Raw genomic sequence first — 17,283 nt, 5'->3', positions numbered from 1 at the left:
GCTATGCGCCGGTGACAGTGGCCAGCTTCGAGGCCATGCCCCGGATGACCTCCGGCGCCTGAAGCGCCGCCAGCCAGTCCGCCGGCAGGCACCGCTCGCCGTAGAACGCGCCCAGGATGTTCCCGGCGATCGACGCCGTCGAATCGCTGTCCCCGCTGTGGTTCACCGCCACCGCGATTGCGGCACGGAAATGGGCCTGGGCGGGGTCGGCCCCGGCAGGGACGGCGTCCGCCGTCCATGCCCCGGTTCCCGGGGCGGTTGCCAGCACGGCGTAGAGGGCGACGGCTAGGGCTTCCTCGGCCACCCACCCCTCGCCGAGTTCGCCCACCAGGTCCTCGGGGCTGAGCACGTCTCCGCCGCCGGGCGCGTCTCCGGCCAACCGCAGGGCCGCTTCCAGCCGCGCCACCACATCAGGATCCGGATTTTCGCCCTTGCGCAGGACGCCGCCGAGCAGCTGCCCGAGGGCCGCCTCCGCCGCCTCGCGCAGCCCGTGGCCGGAGGACAGGGCGTGGATGAGCAGGCTGAAAACTCCGGCGCTCTGCCGTGCCGCGGGGTGCCCGTGGGTCAGGGACGCGGCATCGGCGCTGAGCTTATAGACCGTTTCCGCTTCGAGGTGGGGGATCAGGCCGAAGGGCGCGGACCTCATCACGGTGCCGCAGCCCTTCGAATCCGGATTGACCGGCCGCTTCACGGTGCCCATCTCGCCCGTGGCAAGCCCGCTCAGGCACGCGTTGCCGGGTGAGCGCCGGCTCTTCAGGACATCCTGGGCATCGATCCAGCGTGGCGGCTGGAACGGGGCCGACGCCGGCACGGCGACGCCCTGGGTTCCCAGCCAGCGCAGGTACGCGAGCCACAGGCATGCGTTGATGTCCGCCGCCACGCCGTCGTTGGCCCATTCCAGCGCCTCGAGGAGGCCGTCGGCGGTGTACAGCGTCATTTGCGTGTCGTCCGAAAATGGGCTGCCGGCGTCGAGCGCGGAAAAATCCTGCAGGCCCGCAGGGCCGAATCGGGCGCGGATCGCGGAAATGCTGTCGAACTCGACGGCGTAGCCCAGCGAATCGCCGAGCGCGCCGCCCAGCAGGCAGCCGTGGATGCGCGAGCCGTGCGCAGGGGAGTGCGGCTGGCCGGGTGTTGGGGCGGGGGCGGGGCTGGTCCCGGGCTCGGTGCTCATGCCCTCAAATTTACCCGGCGCTGCACCGCACTCCGCAATGCCGCCGCCCCAGGGGGACTTAGCGCCGGCGACTTGAGGCTGGGCGGGCGGCGGATGCGGAAGGCCGGTAGGGTGCTGGTAGGACCCGTCCAGCGGTCAGACGAGGCAACCGCCGGCGCCGCATCGCCCGGCAGCGGAGGAAACGAATGCGCGAACCAGCGTGGCGGAAGACCGGGACCACCCCCGACTACAGGTTCTCCCTGGCCAACGAGCGGACGTTCCTGGCGTGGATCCGCACGTCACTGGCCCTCATAGCCGGAGCCCTTGCGATCGATCAGCTGGCCCCGGAGATCGCGCCCGGCCCCGTGCGGATCGTGTTGTGCGTCATCCTCGCGTTCCTGGGCGCGGGCCTGGCCGCCCTGGCCTACCACCGGTGGGGGCTCATGGAGGCCGCCATGCGGAACAACAGGGAGCTGCCGTTCTCCGGCGTGATGCTGGTGATGACCATCGGCGTCGCGGCTGCGGCACTGGTGTTCGCGGTCCTCATCCTGGTGGCGCGGTGAGACCAGATGCAGCCCGGGACCCCGGGCTGCAGCCCGAGCGGACGTCCCTGGCCTGGCGCCGGACACTGCTGGCCCTGATCGTGGCGGACCTGTTGGTCTGGCGCAGCTGGGCGCTCGCAGGGTCCCGGGGCGGGGCTGCGGGTCCTATCGATTTCCTAGGCCTCTGTGCCATGGCCGCCATGGCCGCGACGCTGGTCCTGGGTGTGTGCGTGCTGGTCCGCGGGCGGGAGCTCCGGCGGTCCAACGCTGCGCCGCCGGCGCCGCTGCTGCGCTGGGCCGCCGCCGCCGTCGTGGTCCTGGCCGCCAGCGCCGTGGCCGCGCTCGCCCTGGGGCGCTGAGCTGGAACACTGAGCTGGGCACTGAACCGGGCACTGAACTGGGGCACTGAACCGGGGCACTGAACCGGGGGGCCGGAACGGGCACCCAGCCGGAATCCAGCCAACATCCAGATTGCGCTGACAGACTGCTGGCGGACCCAATCTCCAGGCGGCCGAGGCCGCACCCGGACCACGAACCGGCGGCGGTCCTGCGACGCCGCAACTGCAGCCCCTGGGCGCGCCGCCAGCAAAGGAATCCTGACCATGACCCTGCTTGTGCCAGCCCCCGAGACCGTTGGCGTCCAGCCGCCGGCCGCCAGCGATGTCACGCCCCGGCCCGGGCTCGTGGCCCGGCTGTCCGCCGAGGCTCTGGGGACCCTGATCGTCGTGGTTGCAGGCCTGGGTGTGCCGCTCTTCACCATCCCGCAGTCAAGCCCGCTGCCCGCCGCCCTGGCTGCCGGCCTGGCCCTGACGGCGGCGATGCTGGCCGTTGGCTACGTCTCCGGCGGCCACTTTAACCCCGCCGTCACCGTCGGCAACGCCATCGCCGGCCGGATCCGGCTTGCCGACGCCGCAGCCTACATCGGCGCGCAGCTTGTGGGCGCCCTGCTCGGGGCCGTCGCCCTGTTCGGCGTCCTGCGCACCGTGCCGACCATCGACGACTCCCAGGCCGCGTTCGCCACGGTGGCCGCCGGATTCGGTGAGCACTCGATCATCCAGGTGCCCATGGCCGGCGTCCTGCTCGTGGAGGTCCTCGGCACGGCCCTGCTCGTGGCCATCTTCCTTGCCACCACAGCCCACAGGAATCCGGCCAGGGCGGCGGCGCCCTTCGCGGTCGGCCTGGCGACGGCGATGCTCCTGCAGTTGGGTCAGGCCCTTGGCAATGTGCCGTTCAACCCGGCCCGGGCAACGGCGTCGGCCATCTTCAGCGGCCCGGATGCGCTCGGGCAGCTGTGGCTGTTCTGGGTGGCACCGGTGGTCGGTGCGGCCATCGCCGGGCTGGTTTTCCGCGGCTTCGTCCAGGCCAGCGTCCAGGCGGCCCGGACCACTGACCGGACCACTGACCAGGGCACTGGTGCGGTCACTGCCCCGACCGACGGAACGCTCACGGACGCCGATGTGGATGGCGCCGGCTTCGATGACGTTGAGCTGGCCGACGTCACCGCCACCACCGCTGCTGCTCCGGCCGCGCCCGCCGGCAACGACGAGGCCCGCAGCTTCTTCGACCGCAAGGGTGGGAAGTAGCCCCCGCTGACTACTTTTAACCTCCGTCACACCTCCGGGGTGGTGGCGCAAGAGTGTCGGTGGCAGCCGATACCGTAGGAATATGCGGTTATTGCACACCTCCGACTGGCACTTGGGCCGGTCCTTCCACGGCGTCGGCATGCTGGATGCCCAGCGCGCCTTCATCGACCAGCTCGTGGCCTTTGTCCGGGAAGAGAGCGTCGACGTCGTCCTCATCGCCGGGGACGTCTATGACCGCGCTCTGCCGGGCGTCGACGTCGTTGGCCTGCTGGATGACGCCCTGGTGCGCCTCACCGGGGCCGGCGCCGAAGTTGTGCTGACCAGCGGCAACCACGACTCCGCCATCAGGCTGGGGTTTGCCTCGCGGCTGCTTGAGCGCGGGGGAGTGCATTTGCGCACACGGCTGAACGAACTGGACGTTCCCGTGCTCTTTCCGCTCGGGGGCGATGCCGGGAACGAGGCAGCGCCGGTGCTCGCCATTTATGGGATCCCGTGGCTGGAGCCCCGGCTGGTCGCCGAGCAGCTGGGCGTCGAGACCGCGAGCCACTTCGAGGTCACCCGCGCCGCCACCGAACGGATCCGTGCCGACGTGCGGCACCGGAGCCAGACCCGGACCGTTCATTCGGTGGTCCTGGCGCACACCTTCGCCAGCGGCGGCATCAGCTCCGACAGCGAACGGGATCTGAGTATCGGCGGCGTCGGCGCAGTCCCGCTGGATCTCTTCGACGGCTTTGGCTACACGGCACTGGGCCACCTGCACGGCCGGCAGGAGCTCTCCCCGGCGGTGCGCTACTCCGGTTCGCCGCTGGCGTACTCCTTCTCGGAAGCGAAGCACCGGAAGGGCAGCTGGCTCGTGGAGGTCGACGCCGAGGGAATCGGCGGCGTGCGCGAGGTGCTCTGGGACGCGCCCCGGACCCTCGCCGTGCTCCGCGGGAAGCTGGATGAGCTCCTGGAGTCGGAGGACTTCGCGTGGGCCGAGGCCGCCTATTGCCAGATTACGCTGACGGACGAGGCCCGCCCGGCCCAGGCGATGGACCGCCTGCGGGCACGGTTCCCTGACACCCTGGTGCTCGGCTTCGATCCCGATGGCCCCGGCGCGGCGCCCAAAGCCAGCTACAGCAGCCGGCTTGCCGAGGCCGAGGACGACCTCTCCGTCTGCTGCGGATTCCTCGAGCACGTCCGGGGCCGGCCCGCGTCGGACGCCGAGGCAGCCGTTCTCGCCGAGGCGCTCGACGCCGTCCGCCTGGAAGGGGTGTCCCTGTGAGGATCCATCGCCTGGAGATTTCCGCCTTCGGCCCGTTTGCCGGCACGGAGCGGATCGACTTCGACCGCCTGAGTGCACACGGGCTGTTCCTGCTGAATGGCGCCACCGGCGCGGGCAAGACCAGCGTGCTGGACGCCATCTGTTTCGCCCTCTACGGATCGGTTCCCGGGGTCCGGCAGGACGGCAAGCGGCTGCGCAGCGATCACGCAGAGGCCGCCGCCGAGCCGCGCGTCACCTGCGAATTCTCGGCCAAGGGCCGGCACTTCGAAGTCTCCCGCTCGCCCGCGTGGGATAAGCCCAGTGCCCGGGGCAGGAACGGCTTCACGGTCCAGCAGGCCAACACGCTGCTGCGCGAACGTATCGACGGCGCGTGGGTGGAGAAATCCGGCCGTAATGATGAGGCCGGAGCGGAGATCGCCGACGTCCTGGGCATGAACCGGGACCAGTTCACGCGCGTGGTCATGTTGCCGCAGGGGGATTTCGCGGCGTTCCTGCGCTCCAAGGCGTCCGACCGTCTGGAGTTGCTGCAGAGCCTTTTCGGCACCCAGCGCTTTGAAGCCGTGGAACAGGAACTGTCCCGGCGGGCGCAGACTGCCAAGGCCGAAGTCGCCAACCTCAACGCGAAGCTGGACCTGCTGCTGGCTCGGGCGGAGTCCGAAACCGCGACGCTCGAACTCGACCCCGACGGCGCCCCCGGCCTGGACGAGCCGGATGCCCTGTTGGCCTGGCTCGACAACGCCGCAACAACCGCAGCGGAGGTCCGCCGCAGCGACGCCGCGGCAGCCGAGAAGCAGGCCGCCGATCATGCGTCCCTGCTGGAGGCGGCGAACGCGCGGGCGAACCGCCACGCCAAACTTGCCGCCGCGGAACAGCGGCGGATTGAAGCCGACGCCGCCGCCCCCGTCCTGGCGGGCAAAGCCGTCACACTGGGACTGCACCGCCAGGCCGAGATGCTCGGCGGCCAGTTGCAGGCAGTCGAAAGCGCCGCGGCAGCCGAGGACCTGGCAGGAACGGCCCTGCTGGAGGCCGCGCGGCAGCTGCGGTCCGCGGCCGCCACAGACCCGGAGCTCGCCGGGCAGGACTTCCTCGCCGCCGGCGCCCGAGGCGACGACGACGGCGCTGGCGACGACGCCGCTGCCGACGACGCCGTCCGGGCGGGCAAAGCCGTCCAGTTGGACAGCGCGGCCGTCCGCAGCACCCTCGCCCGGCTGCGGTCCCTGCATGCCGTGCTCACCGAACGCCTGCCCGACGAAGCCCGGTTCCTCGGGCTCACTGACCGCGGCAGCCGGCTGCGCCTGCAGTTGCAGGAGCTGGAATCCGGACGGCTGGCCGGCGCCGCCGCACTGGACATCCTGCGCACAGAGTCGGCGGACCTGTCCGCCGGACTCCGTCCCCTCGAGGAGCTGGCCGCCGAAGTCCAGTTGCGCACCAAGGAAGCCACGGCAGCGGATGAACTCGTGACCATCGTTGGCCGCTTCCTGGCCGCCGAGGCCGAGTGCACGGCAATTGCCGAACAGCACGCCGCGGCCCGCAACGCGCACCAGGACCGGAGGCAGCAGTGGCTGGACCTCCGCGAGCAACGGCTCACGAACGCCGCCGCCGAGCTCGCCACCCAGCTCCTGGCCGGAGTTCCATGTCCGGTCTGCGGCAGCCCTGAGCACCCGGCACCCGCCCCCGCGGCAGCCTCCGCCCTGGCCGTCGCCGAGGCCGAGAAAGCCGCGCAACTGGCCAGCGACACGGCTGAAGAAGCCGTCGCTGCCTTTGGGCGCGAGCTCGCCGAAGCCCAACAGAACGTCGCCGTCCTGGCCGCCCAGGGCGGCAACACACCTGCCGGGGAAGCCCGTGAGGAGGCAGCCTTGGCCGGGGAACGGGCTGATGACGCCGTCCGCGCTGCCACGGACCTTGCTGCCAGCCGGACCCGGATGGCAGAACTCGAAGCGGCGATCGCCGACGCCGAGCGGGCGCAGGCCGACGCCGCCTCCGGCATCGCACAGACGCAATCGACGATCGCCGAAATCGACGAGCAGGCACAGGCCCTCGAGCAAACCCTGGACCAGCTGCGCGCCGGCCACGCGAGCCTCGAACAGCGGATCGCCGCCCTGACAGCAACCACAGCGGTCCTGGAGCACGCCGACGCCGCACAGTCGGCCCACGAACAGGCCGCCGCCCGCACCGCTGAGGCACGCCGGCACCTTGAAGAGGCCCTCCCCGGGGCCGGTTTCAGCACCGAGACCGCGGCGCGGGAAGCACTGCTGCCAACGCCGGCGGCAACAAGTCTCGAAACGGCCATCCGGGCCGGACAGGATGAAGCCGCCAGGATCCAGGAACTGTTCGCCGGCGAGGACCTGGCGCTGGCAGCAGCCGAGCGGGCCGCCGGGGACATCGTCAGCGATGCCGCCCTCGACGAGCTCAGGACCGGGTCGGCGGCGGCTGAACGCAAAGCCCGGGAAGCCGTGCTTGCGGCCGGGCTGGCGGAAAACTCGCTCCGGACCCTCGGGCGCATCGCCGCAAACTACGCAGACCTCGCCGCCGCCGGAAGGGAACCGCGGGACCGGGCCGCGATGCTCACCGCCGTCGCCGACGCGGCCAAGGGCGGCGGAGACAACACCTACCGCATGAGCCTGAACAGCTACGTCCTCGCCGCCCGGCTCGAGCAGGTGGCCGTCGCTGCCTCCGAACGCCTGATCGGCATGAGCGATGGCCGCTACACGCTGCAGCACACCGACGCCAAGGCAGCACGCGGCGCGAAGTCCGGCCTTGGCCTGGAAGTCGTGGACGAGTGGACCGGCCAGCGCCGGGACACCGCCACCCTCTCCGGTGGCGAGTCCTTCATGGCCTCACTGGCGCTGGCCCTTGGACTGGCGGACGTCGTGCAGCACGAGTCCGGCGGCGTGGACATCGAGACCCTCTTCGTGGACGAGGGCTTCGGCAGCCTCGACGAACAGGCGCTGGAACAAGTCATGGACGCCCTCGAAGGCCTCCGCGACGGCGGCCGGGTTGTGGGGCTCGTGAGCCATGTCGCCGAAATGAAGCAGCGCATCGGCACCCAGCTCCAGGTGGTCAAGGGCCGCAGCGGCTCCACCCTGCACATCAGCGACGACACCCGGGTCTGAGCCCATCCGGGGGCCCGGGCCTGAGCCCGTTCCGGGGCCAGCTCCGGGCCCCGCCCCGGGGCCTCGTCCCCGGGGCGGCCGTTCCGGGATCAGGTATCATTGATCTGTTACCGGGTCGCGCGCATCGGGAGGAGGGACGATGCGCACTATTTGAGCGAACCCGGAAACCATGAACCCTTCACCGTCTTCTTTGGCGTCTACTCTTGACGCCCCACTTTCGACCGACTCTCTGCCGGCCGCCGCCCTTTCGACCGACGCCCTGCCGCCCGCTGCTCTGCCGGCCGCCCCACTTTCGACCGACGCCCTGCCTACCCCGGCGCCCGCTAAGGGCGGCCGCTTCGCGCGGCTGCCGATGCTCGCCGGCCGCAGCTTCATCCCCCTGGGGCTCTTCGCCCGCCTGCCGCTGGCCATGCTCACCGTCGGCGCCCTGACTTTAGCCACTGCCGTCACCGGCTCTTACGCGGTCGGAGGGGCAGTGGCCGGCGCCGTCGGCATCGGCTCGGCGCTGGGCGCTCCCGTCCTGGGCGCAAGTGCGGATCGGCTGGGCCAGCGACCCGTGTTGCTGTTTACCGCAATCCTCAACGCTGTGGCCGTCGTCGCCCTGATCATCGCGGCCTACCTGATCCCCAGCGGATCAGCTCCCGGAACCATCGTTCCTGCCCTTGTGATTGCGTTCGTGGCCGGAGTCAGCTGCCCGCAGGTCGGCTCCCTGGCCCGGGTCCGCTGGATGGCACTGACGTCCCGGGGCGGGACCAAAACCGACGCCACGGATCTGGACACGGCCCTCTCCTACGAAAGCACTGCCGACGAGTTGACCTTCGTCCTCGGGCCGGCGCTCGTGGGAATCCTTGCCAGCCTCATCGCGCCCTGGCTTCCGCTGGCTCTCGCCGCTGCCCTGACCATCACCCTGGTTCCGGCCTTCGCCGTGCACCCCACCCACCATGCGGTGGTCCGGACTCCGGCGCGCACGTCGGCGGCGTCGGAGCTCGAGACGCAGCGCCGCGCCTCCATGCCGGTCGCGCAACGCGTCCGGACCTTCGCCGCCGTTGCCCTCCCCGTGCTGGCGATGGCCTGCATGGGCACATTCTTTGGCTCCACCCAGGCGTCCCTGAGTTCCTTCTCGGCCAGCTTCGCCACCTCCGAACTCATGGGGTTGTTGTACGCCGTCATGGGCCTGAGCTCCGCAGCGGCCGCTCTCTCGGTTGCCTACTGGCCCCGGCGGTTTACCCTCAACGCCCGCTGGATCGCGTGCGCGGCCCTCATGGCCGGCTTCGCGTCACTGCTGCTGCTGCCCTCCACGGCGTTGCCCATGGTCCTTGTGCTGCTGGTTCTGGGCCTGCCGGTGGGGCCGCTCATGGTGACGGTCTTCGCTGTCGGAGGACTAGTCGCCCCCGCCGGCAAGCTCGGCACGGTCATGACGGCCCTTGCCAGCGGCATTATCGCTGGACACGCACTCGGATCGTCCGTCGCCGGACAGCTGGCGCAGAACTTCGGGTATTCGACGGCGTTCCTGGTCCCGGTGTGCGCCGCCACGGCGCTGTTCCTGCTGGGAACGGCCGCGGCCGTCGTACTGCGGCAACGCGGGAAGAAGCCGGTACAGGCCGCCTAACCCCGCTAACCCGCCGTTGCGCTATCACTCTTGGTCCCCAAAACGGCGGCGCCAGGAGGACATCTACTGATAGGGCATCGGAGGTAACGGGCGACGGCGGCGCACGCGCTTAGCCCAGCTGCGCCTCGATGCGACGCGCCGCCTCGGTCAGGGCCGCGGCGACCTCGTCCGGATCCTGCGCGGCGCGGATATAGACGACGGCGAGGGCGGCCGGCCGGCCGCCCGGCACGCGCAGCGGCACCGCAATAGAGGACACGCCGGGGATCACCTCGTCATGGCTGGCGGCGAAGCCGCGGCGCCGGGCCTCGGCCGCTTCGGGCCGGTACGGGATGCCCGGGACCAGGGCCCGCCAGTCCTGCTCCGGGAAGGCGGACTGGATCGCAATGCCCGGCGCCCCTGCGCTGATGGGGTGCCGAGACCCCGGGTGCTGCACCACCGCGGCGCCGCTGTGCCGCGGATCCACCGTCACCAGCGTCACGCACTCCTCCCGGTCCCAGACCGCCACGAAGGCGCTCATGGTCAGGGTGTTGGCCAGCAGGGTCAGTTCCGGCAGCGCCGCCGACTGCAGGTTCCGGGAGACCCCGCGGGCCAGGACCGCGAGGCCCGGGCCGGGCTGGACGCGGCCGCCGTCGTCACGGACCAGCAGCGAGTGGTCCTCGAGGGTGCGCAGGATCCGGTAGGCCACGGAGCGGTGGACGCCCATGGCATCGGCGAGTTCGGCAATGGTCAGCGGCTGCTGGGCCTCGGCGAGGATCTCCAGCGCCCTGATGCCGCGGGAGAGCGTCTGGGACGGGGAAGCCTGGGCGGTGCCGGCATTCGGGGTCATGGGGTCCATCCTAGGGGCGGGGGTGCTGGACGCCGGGCCCGCCGGGCAACCCTTGTGTTCCGGCTCACGGTCCGCTAGCGTTCTATATGGGAACTGTTTGTTCGATTATAGAACACATTGGCTGAACTCGACTATCGAGCACAGCTGATCCAAAGCACACCCACACCACAGCCGGGGAAACGCAACGAACGCAAGGGATCAATGATGATTGCCACGCCGCGCGGCCACGCCGGCGGTGCCCAGGGCCCCCTGTCGGCGCCGCGGGCCAACCACTTCCGGGGCAGCCTCGGCAGGTTTGCCACCGGCGTCGCGATCGTGACCTTCGACGGTGCCACGAAGCGCCACGGCATCACCGTGAACTCCTTCACGTCGGTCTCGATGGACCCCCCGCTGGTGCTGGTGAGCATCTCCCGCACGGCCAGGGCCCACGACGAGCTCGCCGGCCGGCCCTTCACCGTGAATATCCTCGGCGCAGAGCAGCGGTACCTGGCCATGCACTTCGCCGGCCGCCCCGGCCCCGAGCCGCTGTGGGTGGAAGGGAAGACCGCGCCGCGGCTGTCCAATGTCCTCGCCTATTTCGAATGCAAACCCTGGGCGGCGTACGACGGCGGAGACCACACCCTGTATGTCGGCGAGGTGGTGGACTTCAACTACCGCAGCGGCGATGCCCTGGCCTTCGCCAACAGCACTTTTACCACCATCCCGGAAAGCCAGCTTGGCATGGAGGATCTGCTCTAGCGCCGCACCACATCCCTTGCCGGCATTTGCGCTCAAAGACGACTGGAGGAAGACCATGGGTATCCGTACCGGACGGCAGTACCTGGACAAACTCAACGCCATGACCCCGCACGTGGTGATCGACGGCGAGGTGGTCAGCGAAAAGATCGCCGAGCACCCGGCCTTCCGCAATGTGGCCCGTTCCTACGCCAAGCTCTTCGACATGCAGCATGATCCGCAGTACCAGGACGCGCTCACCTACGCCTCACCCAGCACCGGGGACCGGGTCAATGCCTCCTTCCTGGTGCCGAGGTCCATCGAGGACCTCCAGCGGCGGCGCCGCGCCATCTCCACCTGGGCCGAGTCCTCCAACGGCTTCCTTGGCCGCTCCGGGGACTACATGAACTCCGCGCTGACCGCGCTGGGCACGGCAGGGAAGTGGTTCGCGCAGGCGGACCCGAAGTTCGGCGACAACATCCGCAACTACTACGAGTGGGCCCGGGAAAACGACGTCCTCGCCACGCACACCCTCATCCCGCCGCAGGTCAACCGCTCGGTCTCCGGTTCGGAGCAGCTCGGCGGCCAGCTCTCGGCCCGGATCGTGGAGGAGCGCGGGGACGGGATCGTCATCCAGGGCGCGCGCATGCTCGCCACCATCGCCCCGATCGCCGACGAACTGCTCGTCTTCCCGTCCACGGTCCTGCGGGGCACCCCGGAAGACGCGCCCTATTCCTACGCGTTCGCCATCCCCAACGATGCCCCGGGCCTGCGCTACCTTTGCCGCACCTCGCTGTACAACGGCGGGAGCACCCACGACGAGCCGCTGGCCTCCCGCTATGAGGAAATGGACGCCGTCGCGGTTTTTGACCACGTCTTCGTGCCCAACGAGCGCATTTTCATGCTCGGCCACCCGCAACTGTGCAACAGCTTCTACACCGAGACCGGCGCGGGCGCGCTCATGACCCATCAGGTGGTCACCCGCACCGTCGCCAAGAGCGAGTTCTTCCTGGGCCTGGCCTCGGAGCTGGCCGAATCGATCGGCATCGACGGATTCCAGCACATCCAGGAGGACATCGCCGAACTGATTATCGACGTCGAAATCGGCAAGGCGCTGGTCCGCGCGTCCGAGGCCGACGCAGGGCTCAACGACGCCGGCGTCATGCTGCCGAAGTGGACCACCCTGAACGCTGCCCGCAACTGGTACCCGAAGATCGCCCAGCGCTTCCCGCAGATCATCCGGAAGTTCTCGGCGTCGGGCCTCATGGCCCTGCCGGGGGAGGCGGACGTCAACAGCGAGGCCCGGGAGGACATCGAGCTGTACCTGCAGGGCAAGACCTTGACCGGCCCCGAACGGGTCCGGCTGTTCAAGCTGGCCTTCGACGCCTCGATCTCCGGGTTTTCCGGGCGCCAGTCGCTCTACGAGTACTTCTTCTTCGGAGACCCGGTCCGCATGGCCGGCGCCCTGGTCAACACCTACGACCGCGAGCCGGTCCGGGCCCGGGTCAGAGAGCTGCTCAACCGCTCCGACTGACCCGCGTGACACGCGGAAACAGTCCCCGGAAATATGTGTGCCTTATCACACCTTTCATAGTAGTATCAGGATACTAACTGACCGTTCGATCAGTAATCCACGAGGCATCAGTTATCCACTTCGCACCCATCCCGGGCAGTACCTCTGCCCCCAGCAACGGAGTTCCAATGACCGTAACTTCATCCGTAGATTCTGAGGCGGGTCCCAGCAGCAAACACGAGGAACGCAAGGTCCTCGCCGGGACACTGGTCGGCACCACCATCGAGTGGTACGACTTCTTCATTTTTGCCCAGCTGACCGCAACGCTGCTGTCGCCGCTGTTCCTCGCCCCGCTGAACGCCTCCAACCCTGGCCTGGCACAGATCCTGTCCTTCGCCCTCATCGGCATCAGCTTCCTCTTCCGCCCGCTCGGCGCGATCGTCGCCGGCCACCTGGGCGACCGCCTCGGCCGCAAGGCCATGCTGGTCTTCACCCTGATCATGATGGGTGCCGCCACGGCCCTGATCGGCATGCTGCCCACCTACGCGCAGATCGGCGTCTGGGCCCCGATCCTGCTGATCCTGCTCCGCGTCATCCAGGGCTTCTCCGCCGGCGGTGAATGGGGCGGCGCTGCCCTGATGGCCGTGGAGCACGCTCCCAAGAGCAGGCGCGGCCTCTTCGGCGCGTACCCGCAGATCGGCGTTCCGGTCGGCATGATCCTCGCCACCGGCCTGCTGTACTTCCTCAACACCTCCATGTCCAAGGAAGACTTCGCGTCCTGGGGCTGGCGCGTGCCGTTCCTGCTCTCCATCGTGCTGATCATCGTCGGCTACCTGATCCGCCGGGCGGTCGCCGAGAGCCCCGTCTTCAAGGAGATGCAGGACCGCAAGGAAGAAAGCAAGGCGCCCCTGGGCGAGCTGCTCCGCAAGCACAAGAAGGCCGTCCTCTACTCGACGATGATCTTCATCGGCAACAACGCCGCCGGCTACCTGCTGATAGCCTTCTTCATCTCCTACGCCACCAAGACGCTGAAGATGCCCACCCCGCAGATCCTGCTCGCCACCACGCTGGCCTCCTTCGGCTGGCTGATCTTCACCCTGGTCGGCGGCTGGCTCTCGGACAAGATCGGCCGCGTCAAGACCTTCCTGATCGGCTACGGCATCGTCTTCGCCTGGATGATCCCGATGTTCGCGCTGATCGACACCAAGGACATCCTGCTCTACGGCGTCGCGCTGTTCGTCCTGACGATCGGCCTGGGCCTGTCCTACGGCCCCATGTCCGCCATGTACGCCGAGATGTTCCCGGCGAACGTGCGCTACTCGGGGATCTCGATCGGCTACGCGTTCGGCGCCATCCTCGGCGGCGCATTCGCGGCCACCATCGCGGAAGTCCTCCTGCAGGGCACCCACTGGACCGGCTCCATCGGCATCTACATCATGGTCCTGTGCGTCATCTCCGCCGTCGGCGTCCTGCTGGCCGGGGAAACGAGGGGCCGCCCGCTCGGCGTCAGCAGCCACCACTAGCCGCACACAAACAACGCGGGGTCACTTACGGCCCATCCGGAGCCCCCGGACGGGCCGTAAGTGACCCCGCGTTGCTTTTAAGGAAAGCCTAGACGCCCAGGAAGCTGATGGCGCCCTGCTTGAAGGCACGGCTGGTGATGGCGTTGGTGTGGTTCCGGCCCGGCAGCACGAGCTGTTCGACCATGCCGCCGGCCTTGGCGCCGAGGGCGGCGAGTTCCGGCATGGAGGCGGCCCGGTCGTCGTTTTCCCCCGCCACGAGGAGCATCGGCATGTGGGGGACGGCTTCGGCGGGGTCGTACGGCTCGGTCTTGATCGCCTCGACCAGGGACAGCAGCGCGAAGATGTTGTTGCTGGGCAGCAGCATGGCCATTTTCAGCAGCCCGGCAGTCGACTCGTCCGCGATCGGCGTGCCGTCGGCCAGGTACCGCTGCGCGGCGATCAGGTCGAAGTCCGCCAGGGGGTCGGCGACGTTCGGGCCGCCCAGGACCAGCCGGTGCACCAGCTCGTGCTGGGTGGCCCCGAATTCCCAGGCGAGCCGGGACCCCAGCGAATAGCCGATCACGTCGAGCCCGCTGGACGGGTCCCCGTCGCGCAGCGGACGCGCGCCGGCGTCGAACACAATCTGCAGCAGGTCCGCGCGGATCCGGCTGGGGGAGTAGGAGTCCATGTCCTCCGGGGCGCCGCTGCGGCCGTGGCCGGGCAGGTCCACGGTGATGACGCGCCGGCCGGCTTCCAGGAGCGCGGTGAGCCAGCCGCTGTCTTCCCAGTTGAGTTTGGAGGAGGAGGAGAAGCCGTGCAGCAGCAGGACGGGACGGAGCCCGGCGTCGTTCTGGGGCTCGTGCACCTGCACATACAGCTGGGGGTCGGTGCCCTCAACGGTGTGCGAATGCTGTTCGCCGGTGTGTCTGCCGCTCATGCTCTCAGTCCTCATCAAGTACGGCGCTCAGGCGGACCCGGCGCTTAGGTGCCTCTTCCTTCGGGACCGTGCCCACGATGCCGGCGGTGTTGTCCGGCACCTCAAACACAATCAGGGGCTCGCCGACATTGATCTTGTCGCCGGGCCCGCCGTAGATACGCACTACCTTACCTGCCTGCGGGCTGGGCAATTCAACGGCCGACTTGGTGGTTTCGACCTCCACGAGCGGCTGGTTGCGCTCCACCTGCTCGCCCGGGGAAACCAGCCATTCCAGCACCGTGGCCTCGATCAGGCCCTCGCCGAGATCCGGGAGGGGGAAGGAAATTTCAGCCACGTTTGTACTCCAATACTCGCTGGATGCCGAAGAGGATCCGGTCAATGTTCGGGATGTATTCATCTTCCAGGTCGCCCGAGGGATACGGGACGTCGAAGCCGGTGACGCGCTCCACCGGCGCCCTGAGGGTGTCAAAGCAGCTTTGCGTGATCAGCTGCGCCACCTCGGCGCCGAGGCCGGAGGTCAGCGGCGCTTCGTGGACGACGACGGCGCGGCGCGTCTTGCGCACGGAGGCGGCGAGGGCCTCCGCGTCGATCGGCTTGAGCCAGCGCAGGTCCAGGACCTCGATGTCGATCCCGTCCTCGGCCGCGAGCTCGGCCACCTGCAGGCAGCGGGCCACCATGGCGCCCCAGGCGACCAGCGTGAGGTGGCGGCCTTCACGCATGACCTTGGCGCCGGTGGGGGAGCCACCGTCGTGTACGGAGACCTCACCCTTCTGCCAGTACCGCGATTTCGGCTCCATGAAGATCACCGGGTCCGGCCGCGTGGCGGCGTACTTGAGCAGGTGGTAGGCCTCATGCGGGTTCGACGGCGAGACCACCTTCAGGCCCGGCACGTGGGCGAAGAGCGCCTCCAGGCTTTCGCCGTGGTGTTCGGGGGCGCGGATGCCGCCGAAGCTGGGTACCCGCAGGGTGATGGGCATCGGCAGGGTGCCCCGGCTGCGGTAGTTCATCCGGGCGATCTGGCAGACGATCTGGTTGATGGCCGGGTAGGCGAAGCCGTCGAACTGGACCTCGGGAATGGGGTGGAACCCGGCCATCGCCAGGCCCACGGACATGCCCAGGATGCCGGATTCCGCCAGCGGGGTGTCAAAGACGCGCTGCGCTCCGTGCTCGGCCTGGAGTCCGTCGGTGATGCGGAAGACGCCGCCGAGCCGGCCGCAGTCCTCGCCGAAGATCACTGCTTTGGGGTTGTCCGCGAGGACCTCGTCGAGGGCGCGGTTGAGCGCCTGCTGCATCGACATCACCGTGGTGGCGGGCCCGCTTCCGGCCGGGGTGGTGACTGTGTCGTCGGCAGTGCTCTCGCCTGCGGCGTCTCTGCCTTCGAGAATCGAGTTAGACATGTTCGGACTCCTCGCGCCAGTTGGCGGCCTGGGCCTGCAGGGCAGGGGTGGTTTCCTGGAAGACCAGGTCAAACATTTCAGTTCCGGGCCGGGAGCCCAGGGCCTGGATGCCGGTGCGGATCTGCTCCTCTTCGGCCTTGGCCGCGGCCAGCGCCCCGGCGAAGAACGCCTCGTCGGCGATTCCATCGGCCAGCAGCCGCTGCCGGAGCCGCTCGATCGGGTCGGTGCCGGCGCCGTCGCGTTCCTCGTCGAGGGAGCGGTAGCGGCCCGGGTCATCGGACGTGGAATGCGGGCCGCGGCGGTAGGTCATGGCTTCGATGAGCACCGGGCCGTTGCCGGAGCGGGCATGCGCGAAGGCTCGGCGGGTCGCCTCCAGGACCGCGGCGACGTCGTCGCCGTCGATCTTCAGCGCCGGCATCCCGTAACCCGCGGCGCGGGCCGCGACGGAGCCGCCGGCCACCTGCCGTTCGGTGGGGACCGAGATGGCCCAGCCGTTGTTCTGGACGAAGAACACCACCGGCGCCTTCATCACGGCGGCAAAGTTCATCGCCTCGTGCACATCGCCCTGCGAGGAGGCGCCGTCACCGAAGTAGGTCAGGGCGACGCCGTCTTTCCCATCCAGCGTCTGGCCGTGGGCCCAGCCGACGGCGTGCAGGACGGACCCGGCGACGACCGCCTGGATCGGGGCCAGTCGGGATTCCAGCGGGTTGTACAGGCCGCCGTGCCACGTGGCCTTGTGGGTGGACATGTAGGCAACCATGTCCACCCCCATGGTCCGGGCGACGCCCATTTCGCGGTAGGTGGGGAAGACGAAGTCCCGGGTGGTGTCCACGGCGTAGCCGCTGCCCACCTGGGCTGCTTCCTGGCCGAGTTCGGGGGCGTAACCGGGGATGATGCCCTGCCGCTGCCAGGCGATGGCCGAGGTGTCGAGGTGACGGACGGCCACCATGAGCGAATAGAGCTCGCGGAGTTCGTCGGCTGTGAGCGGCCCGGCAGCGCTGCCGGAAGCCACGGGGAGAAGTGTGTCCATGCCTGTGACCCTAGTCACCGGCGGCGGGGTGGGCAATCAGCCTAGGCGGGGGTGCCCAGACTGCATACTTTGGCCGCCCCGCGCGCCGGTGAGCTTGGCAATT

The 17,283-nt window shown here is 69.4% G+C and carries 15 protein-coding genes; 9 read left to right on the top strand and 6 right to left on the bottom strand.

Annotation, left to right across the window (positions count from 1 at the left end; all coding sequences use genetic code 11):
* Position 1: 1 nt before the first annotated feature.
* Positions 2-1,171, bottom strand: coding sequence for an ADP-ribosylglycohydrolase family protein (locus C560_RS0120325; protein WP_026539598.1), 1,170 nt, complete (start codon positions 1,169-1,171; stop codon positions 2-4).
* A 185-nt stretch (positions 1,172-1,356) separates the two neighbouring features.
* Here C560_RS0120325 and C560_RS0120320 point away from each other — a divergent pair, with 185 nt between their 5' ends.
* The 6 genes from C560_RS0120320 to C560_RS0120295 all read left to right on the top strand — a co-directional run bounded on the left by C560_RS0120320 (position 1,357) and on the right by C560_RS0120295 (position 9,261).
* The gene (locus C560_RS0120320; RefSeq protein WP_051533301.1) at positions 1,357-1,713 is read left to right on the top strand and encodes a YidH family protein; all 357 of its coding nucleotides are present in this window, start codon (positions 1,357-1,359) and stop codon (positions 1,711-1,713) included.
* On the top strand, positions 1,710-2,051 hold the full coding sequence (locus C560_RS0120315; protein ID WP_026539596.1) for a DUF202 domain-containing protein: 342 nt from the start codon (positions 1,710-1,712) through the stop codon (positions 2,049-2,051). Before C560_RS0120320 ends, C560_RS0120315 begins: the two co-directional genes overlap by 4 nt.
* Before the next feature lie 243 nt (positions 2,052-2,294).
* A complete protein-coding gene (locus C560_RS0120310) occupies positions 2,295-3,275 on the top strand; it encodes an MIP/aquaporin family protein (protein WP_026539595.1) in 981 nt (326 codons plus the stop codon).
* Positions 3,276-3,357: 82 nt separating this feature from the next.
* Positions 3,358-4,539 (top strand): exonuclease SbcCD subunit D, encoded by a 1,182-nt coding sequence (locus tag C560_RS0120305; protein ID WP_026539594.1) that lies wholly within the window; start codon positions 3,358-3,360, stop codon positions 4,537-4,539.
* Positions 4,536-7,652, top strand: a complete 3,117-nt coding sequence (locus C560_RS0120300; RefSeq protein ID WP_026539593.1) for an AAA family ATPase — start codon at positions 4,536-4,538, stop codon at positions 7,650-7,652. The genes C560_RS0120305 and C560_RS0120300 overlap by 4 nt, the downstream gene beginning before the upstream one ends.
* 190 nt (positions 7,653-7,842) lie before the next feature.
* Positions 7,843-9,261: an MFS transporter gene (locus tag C560_RS0120295; protein ID WP_026539592.1), complete on the top strand. Its 1,419-nt coding sequence runs from the start codon at positions 7,843-7,845 to the stop codon at positions 9,259-9,261.
* Between the two features lie 109 nt (positions 9,262-9,370).
* Here the strand turns inward: C560_RS0120295 and C560_RS0120290 are convergent, their stop codons facing one another.
* Positions 9,371-10,087 carry an IclR family transcriptional regulator gene (locus C560_RS0120290; protein ID WP_018775746.1) on the bottom strand — a complete coding sequence of 239 codons (717 nt, stop codon included), beginning with the start codon at positions 10,085-10,087 and terminating at the stop codon, positions 9,371-9,373.
* 201 nt (positions 10,088-10,288) lie between these two features.
* On the opposite strand from C560_RS0120290, the gene C560_RS0120285 reads away from it, so the two are divergent.
* From C560_RS0120285 to C560_RS0120275, 3 genes are all read left to right on the top strand, one after another.
* Positions 10,289-10,825, top strand: a complete 537-nt coding sequence (locus tag C560_RS0120285) for a flavin reductase family protein (RefSeq protein WP_155855844.1) — start codon at positions 10,289-10,291, stop codon at positions 10,823-10,825.
* 55 nt (positions 10,826-10,880) lie between these two features.
* A complete protein-coding gene (gene hpaB / locus C560_RS0120280) occupies positions 10,881-12,335 on the top strand; it encodes a 4-hydroxyphenylacetate 3-monooxygenase, oxygenase component (protein WP_026539590.1) in 1,455 nt (484 codons plus the stop codon).
* 167 nt (positions 12,336-12,502) lie between these two features.
* Positions 12,503-13,837, top strand: a complete 1,335-nt coding sequence (locus C560_RS0120275) for an MFS transporter (RefSeq protein ID WP_026539589.1) — start codon at positions 12,503-12,505, stop codon at positions 13,835-13,837.
* 88 nt (positions 13,838-13,925) lie between these two features.
* Here the strand turns inward: C560_RS0120275 and C560_RS0120270 are convergent, their stop codons facing one another.
* The 4 genes from C560_RS0120270 to C560_RS0120255 are packed head-to-tail and all read right to left on the bottom strand — an operon-like array spanning position 13,926 to position 17,180.
* Positions 13,926-14,753 (bottom strand): alpha/beta fold hydrolase, encoded by an 828-nt coding sequence (locus C560_RS0120270; RefSeq protein ID WP_018775750.1) that lies wholly within the window; start codon positions 14,751-14,753, stop codon positions 13,926-13,928.
* A gap of 4 nt (positions 14,754-14,757) precedes the next feature.
* Positions 14,758-15,087: a biotin/lipoyl-containing protein gene (locus C560_RS0120265; RefSeq protein ID WP_018775751.1), complete on the bottom strand. Its 330-nt coding sequence runs from the start codon at positions 15,085-15,087 to the stop codon at positions 14,758-14,760.
* Entirely contained in the window at positions 15,080-16,150 is a 1,071-nt protein-coding gene (locus C560_RS0120260; RefSeq protein ID WP_026539588.1) for an alpha-ketoacid dehydrogenase subunit beta, read from the bottom strand. The genes C560_RS0120265 and C560_RS0120260 overlap by 8 nt, the downstream gene beginning before the upstream one ends.
* The gene (locus C560_RS0120255; RefSeq protein WP_051533300.1) at positions 16,143-17,180 is read right to left on the bottom strand and encodes a thiamine pyrophosphate-dependent enzyme; all 1,038 of its coding nucleotides are present in this window, start codon (positions 17,178-17,180) and stop codon (positions 16,143-16,145) included. Before C560_RS0120255 ends, C560_RS0120260 begins: the two co-directional genes overlap by 8 nt.
* Positions 17,181-17,283 lie beyond the last annotated feature (103 nt).

Source organism: Arthrobacter sp. 9MFCol3.1 (assembly GCF_000620385.1).
GTDB lineage: Bacteria > Actinomycetota > Actinomycetes > Actinomycetales > Micrococcaceae > Arthrobacter.
Note: the sequence above shows the minus strand (reverse complement) of the source record. Positions and strands in the feature narration are given on the sequence as shown.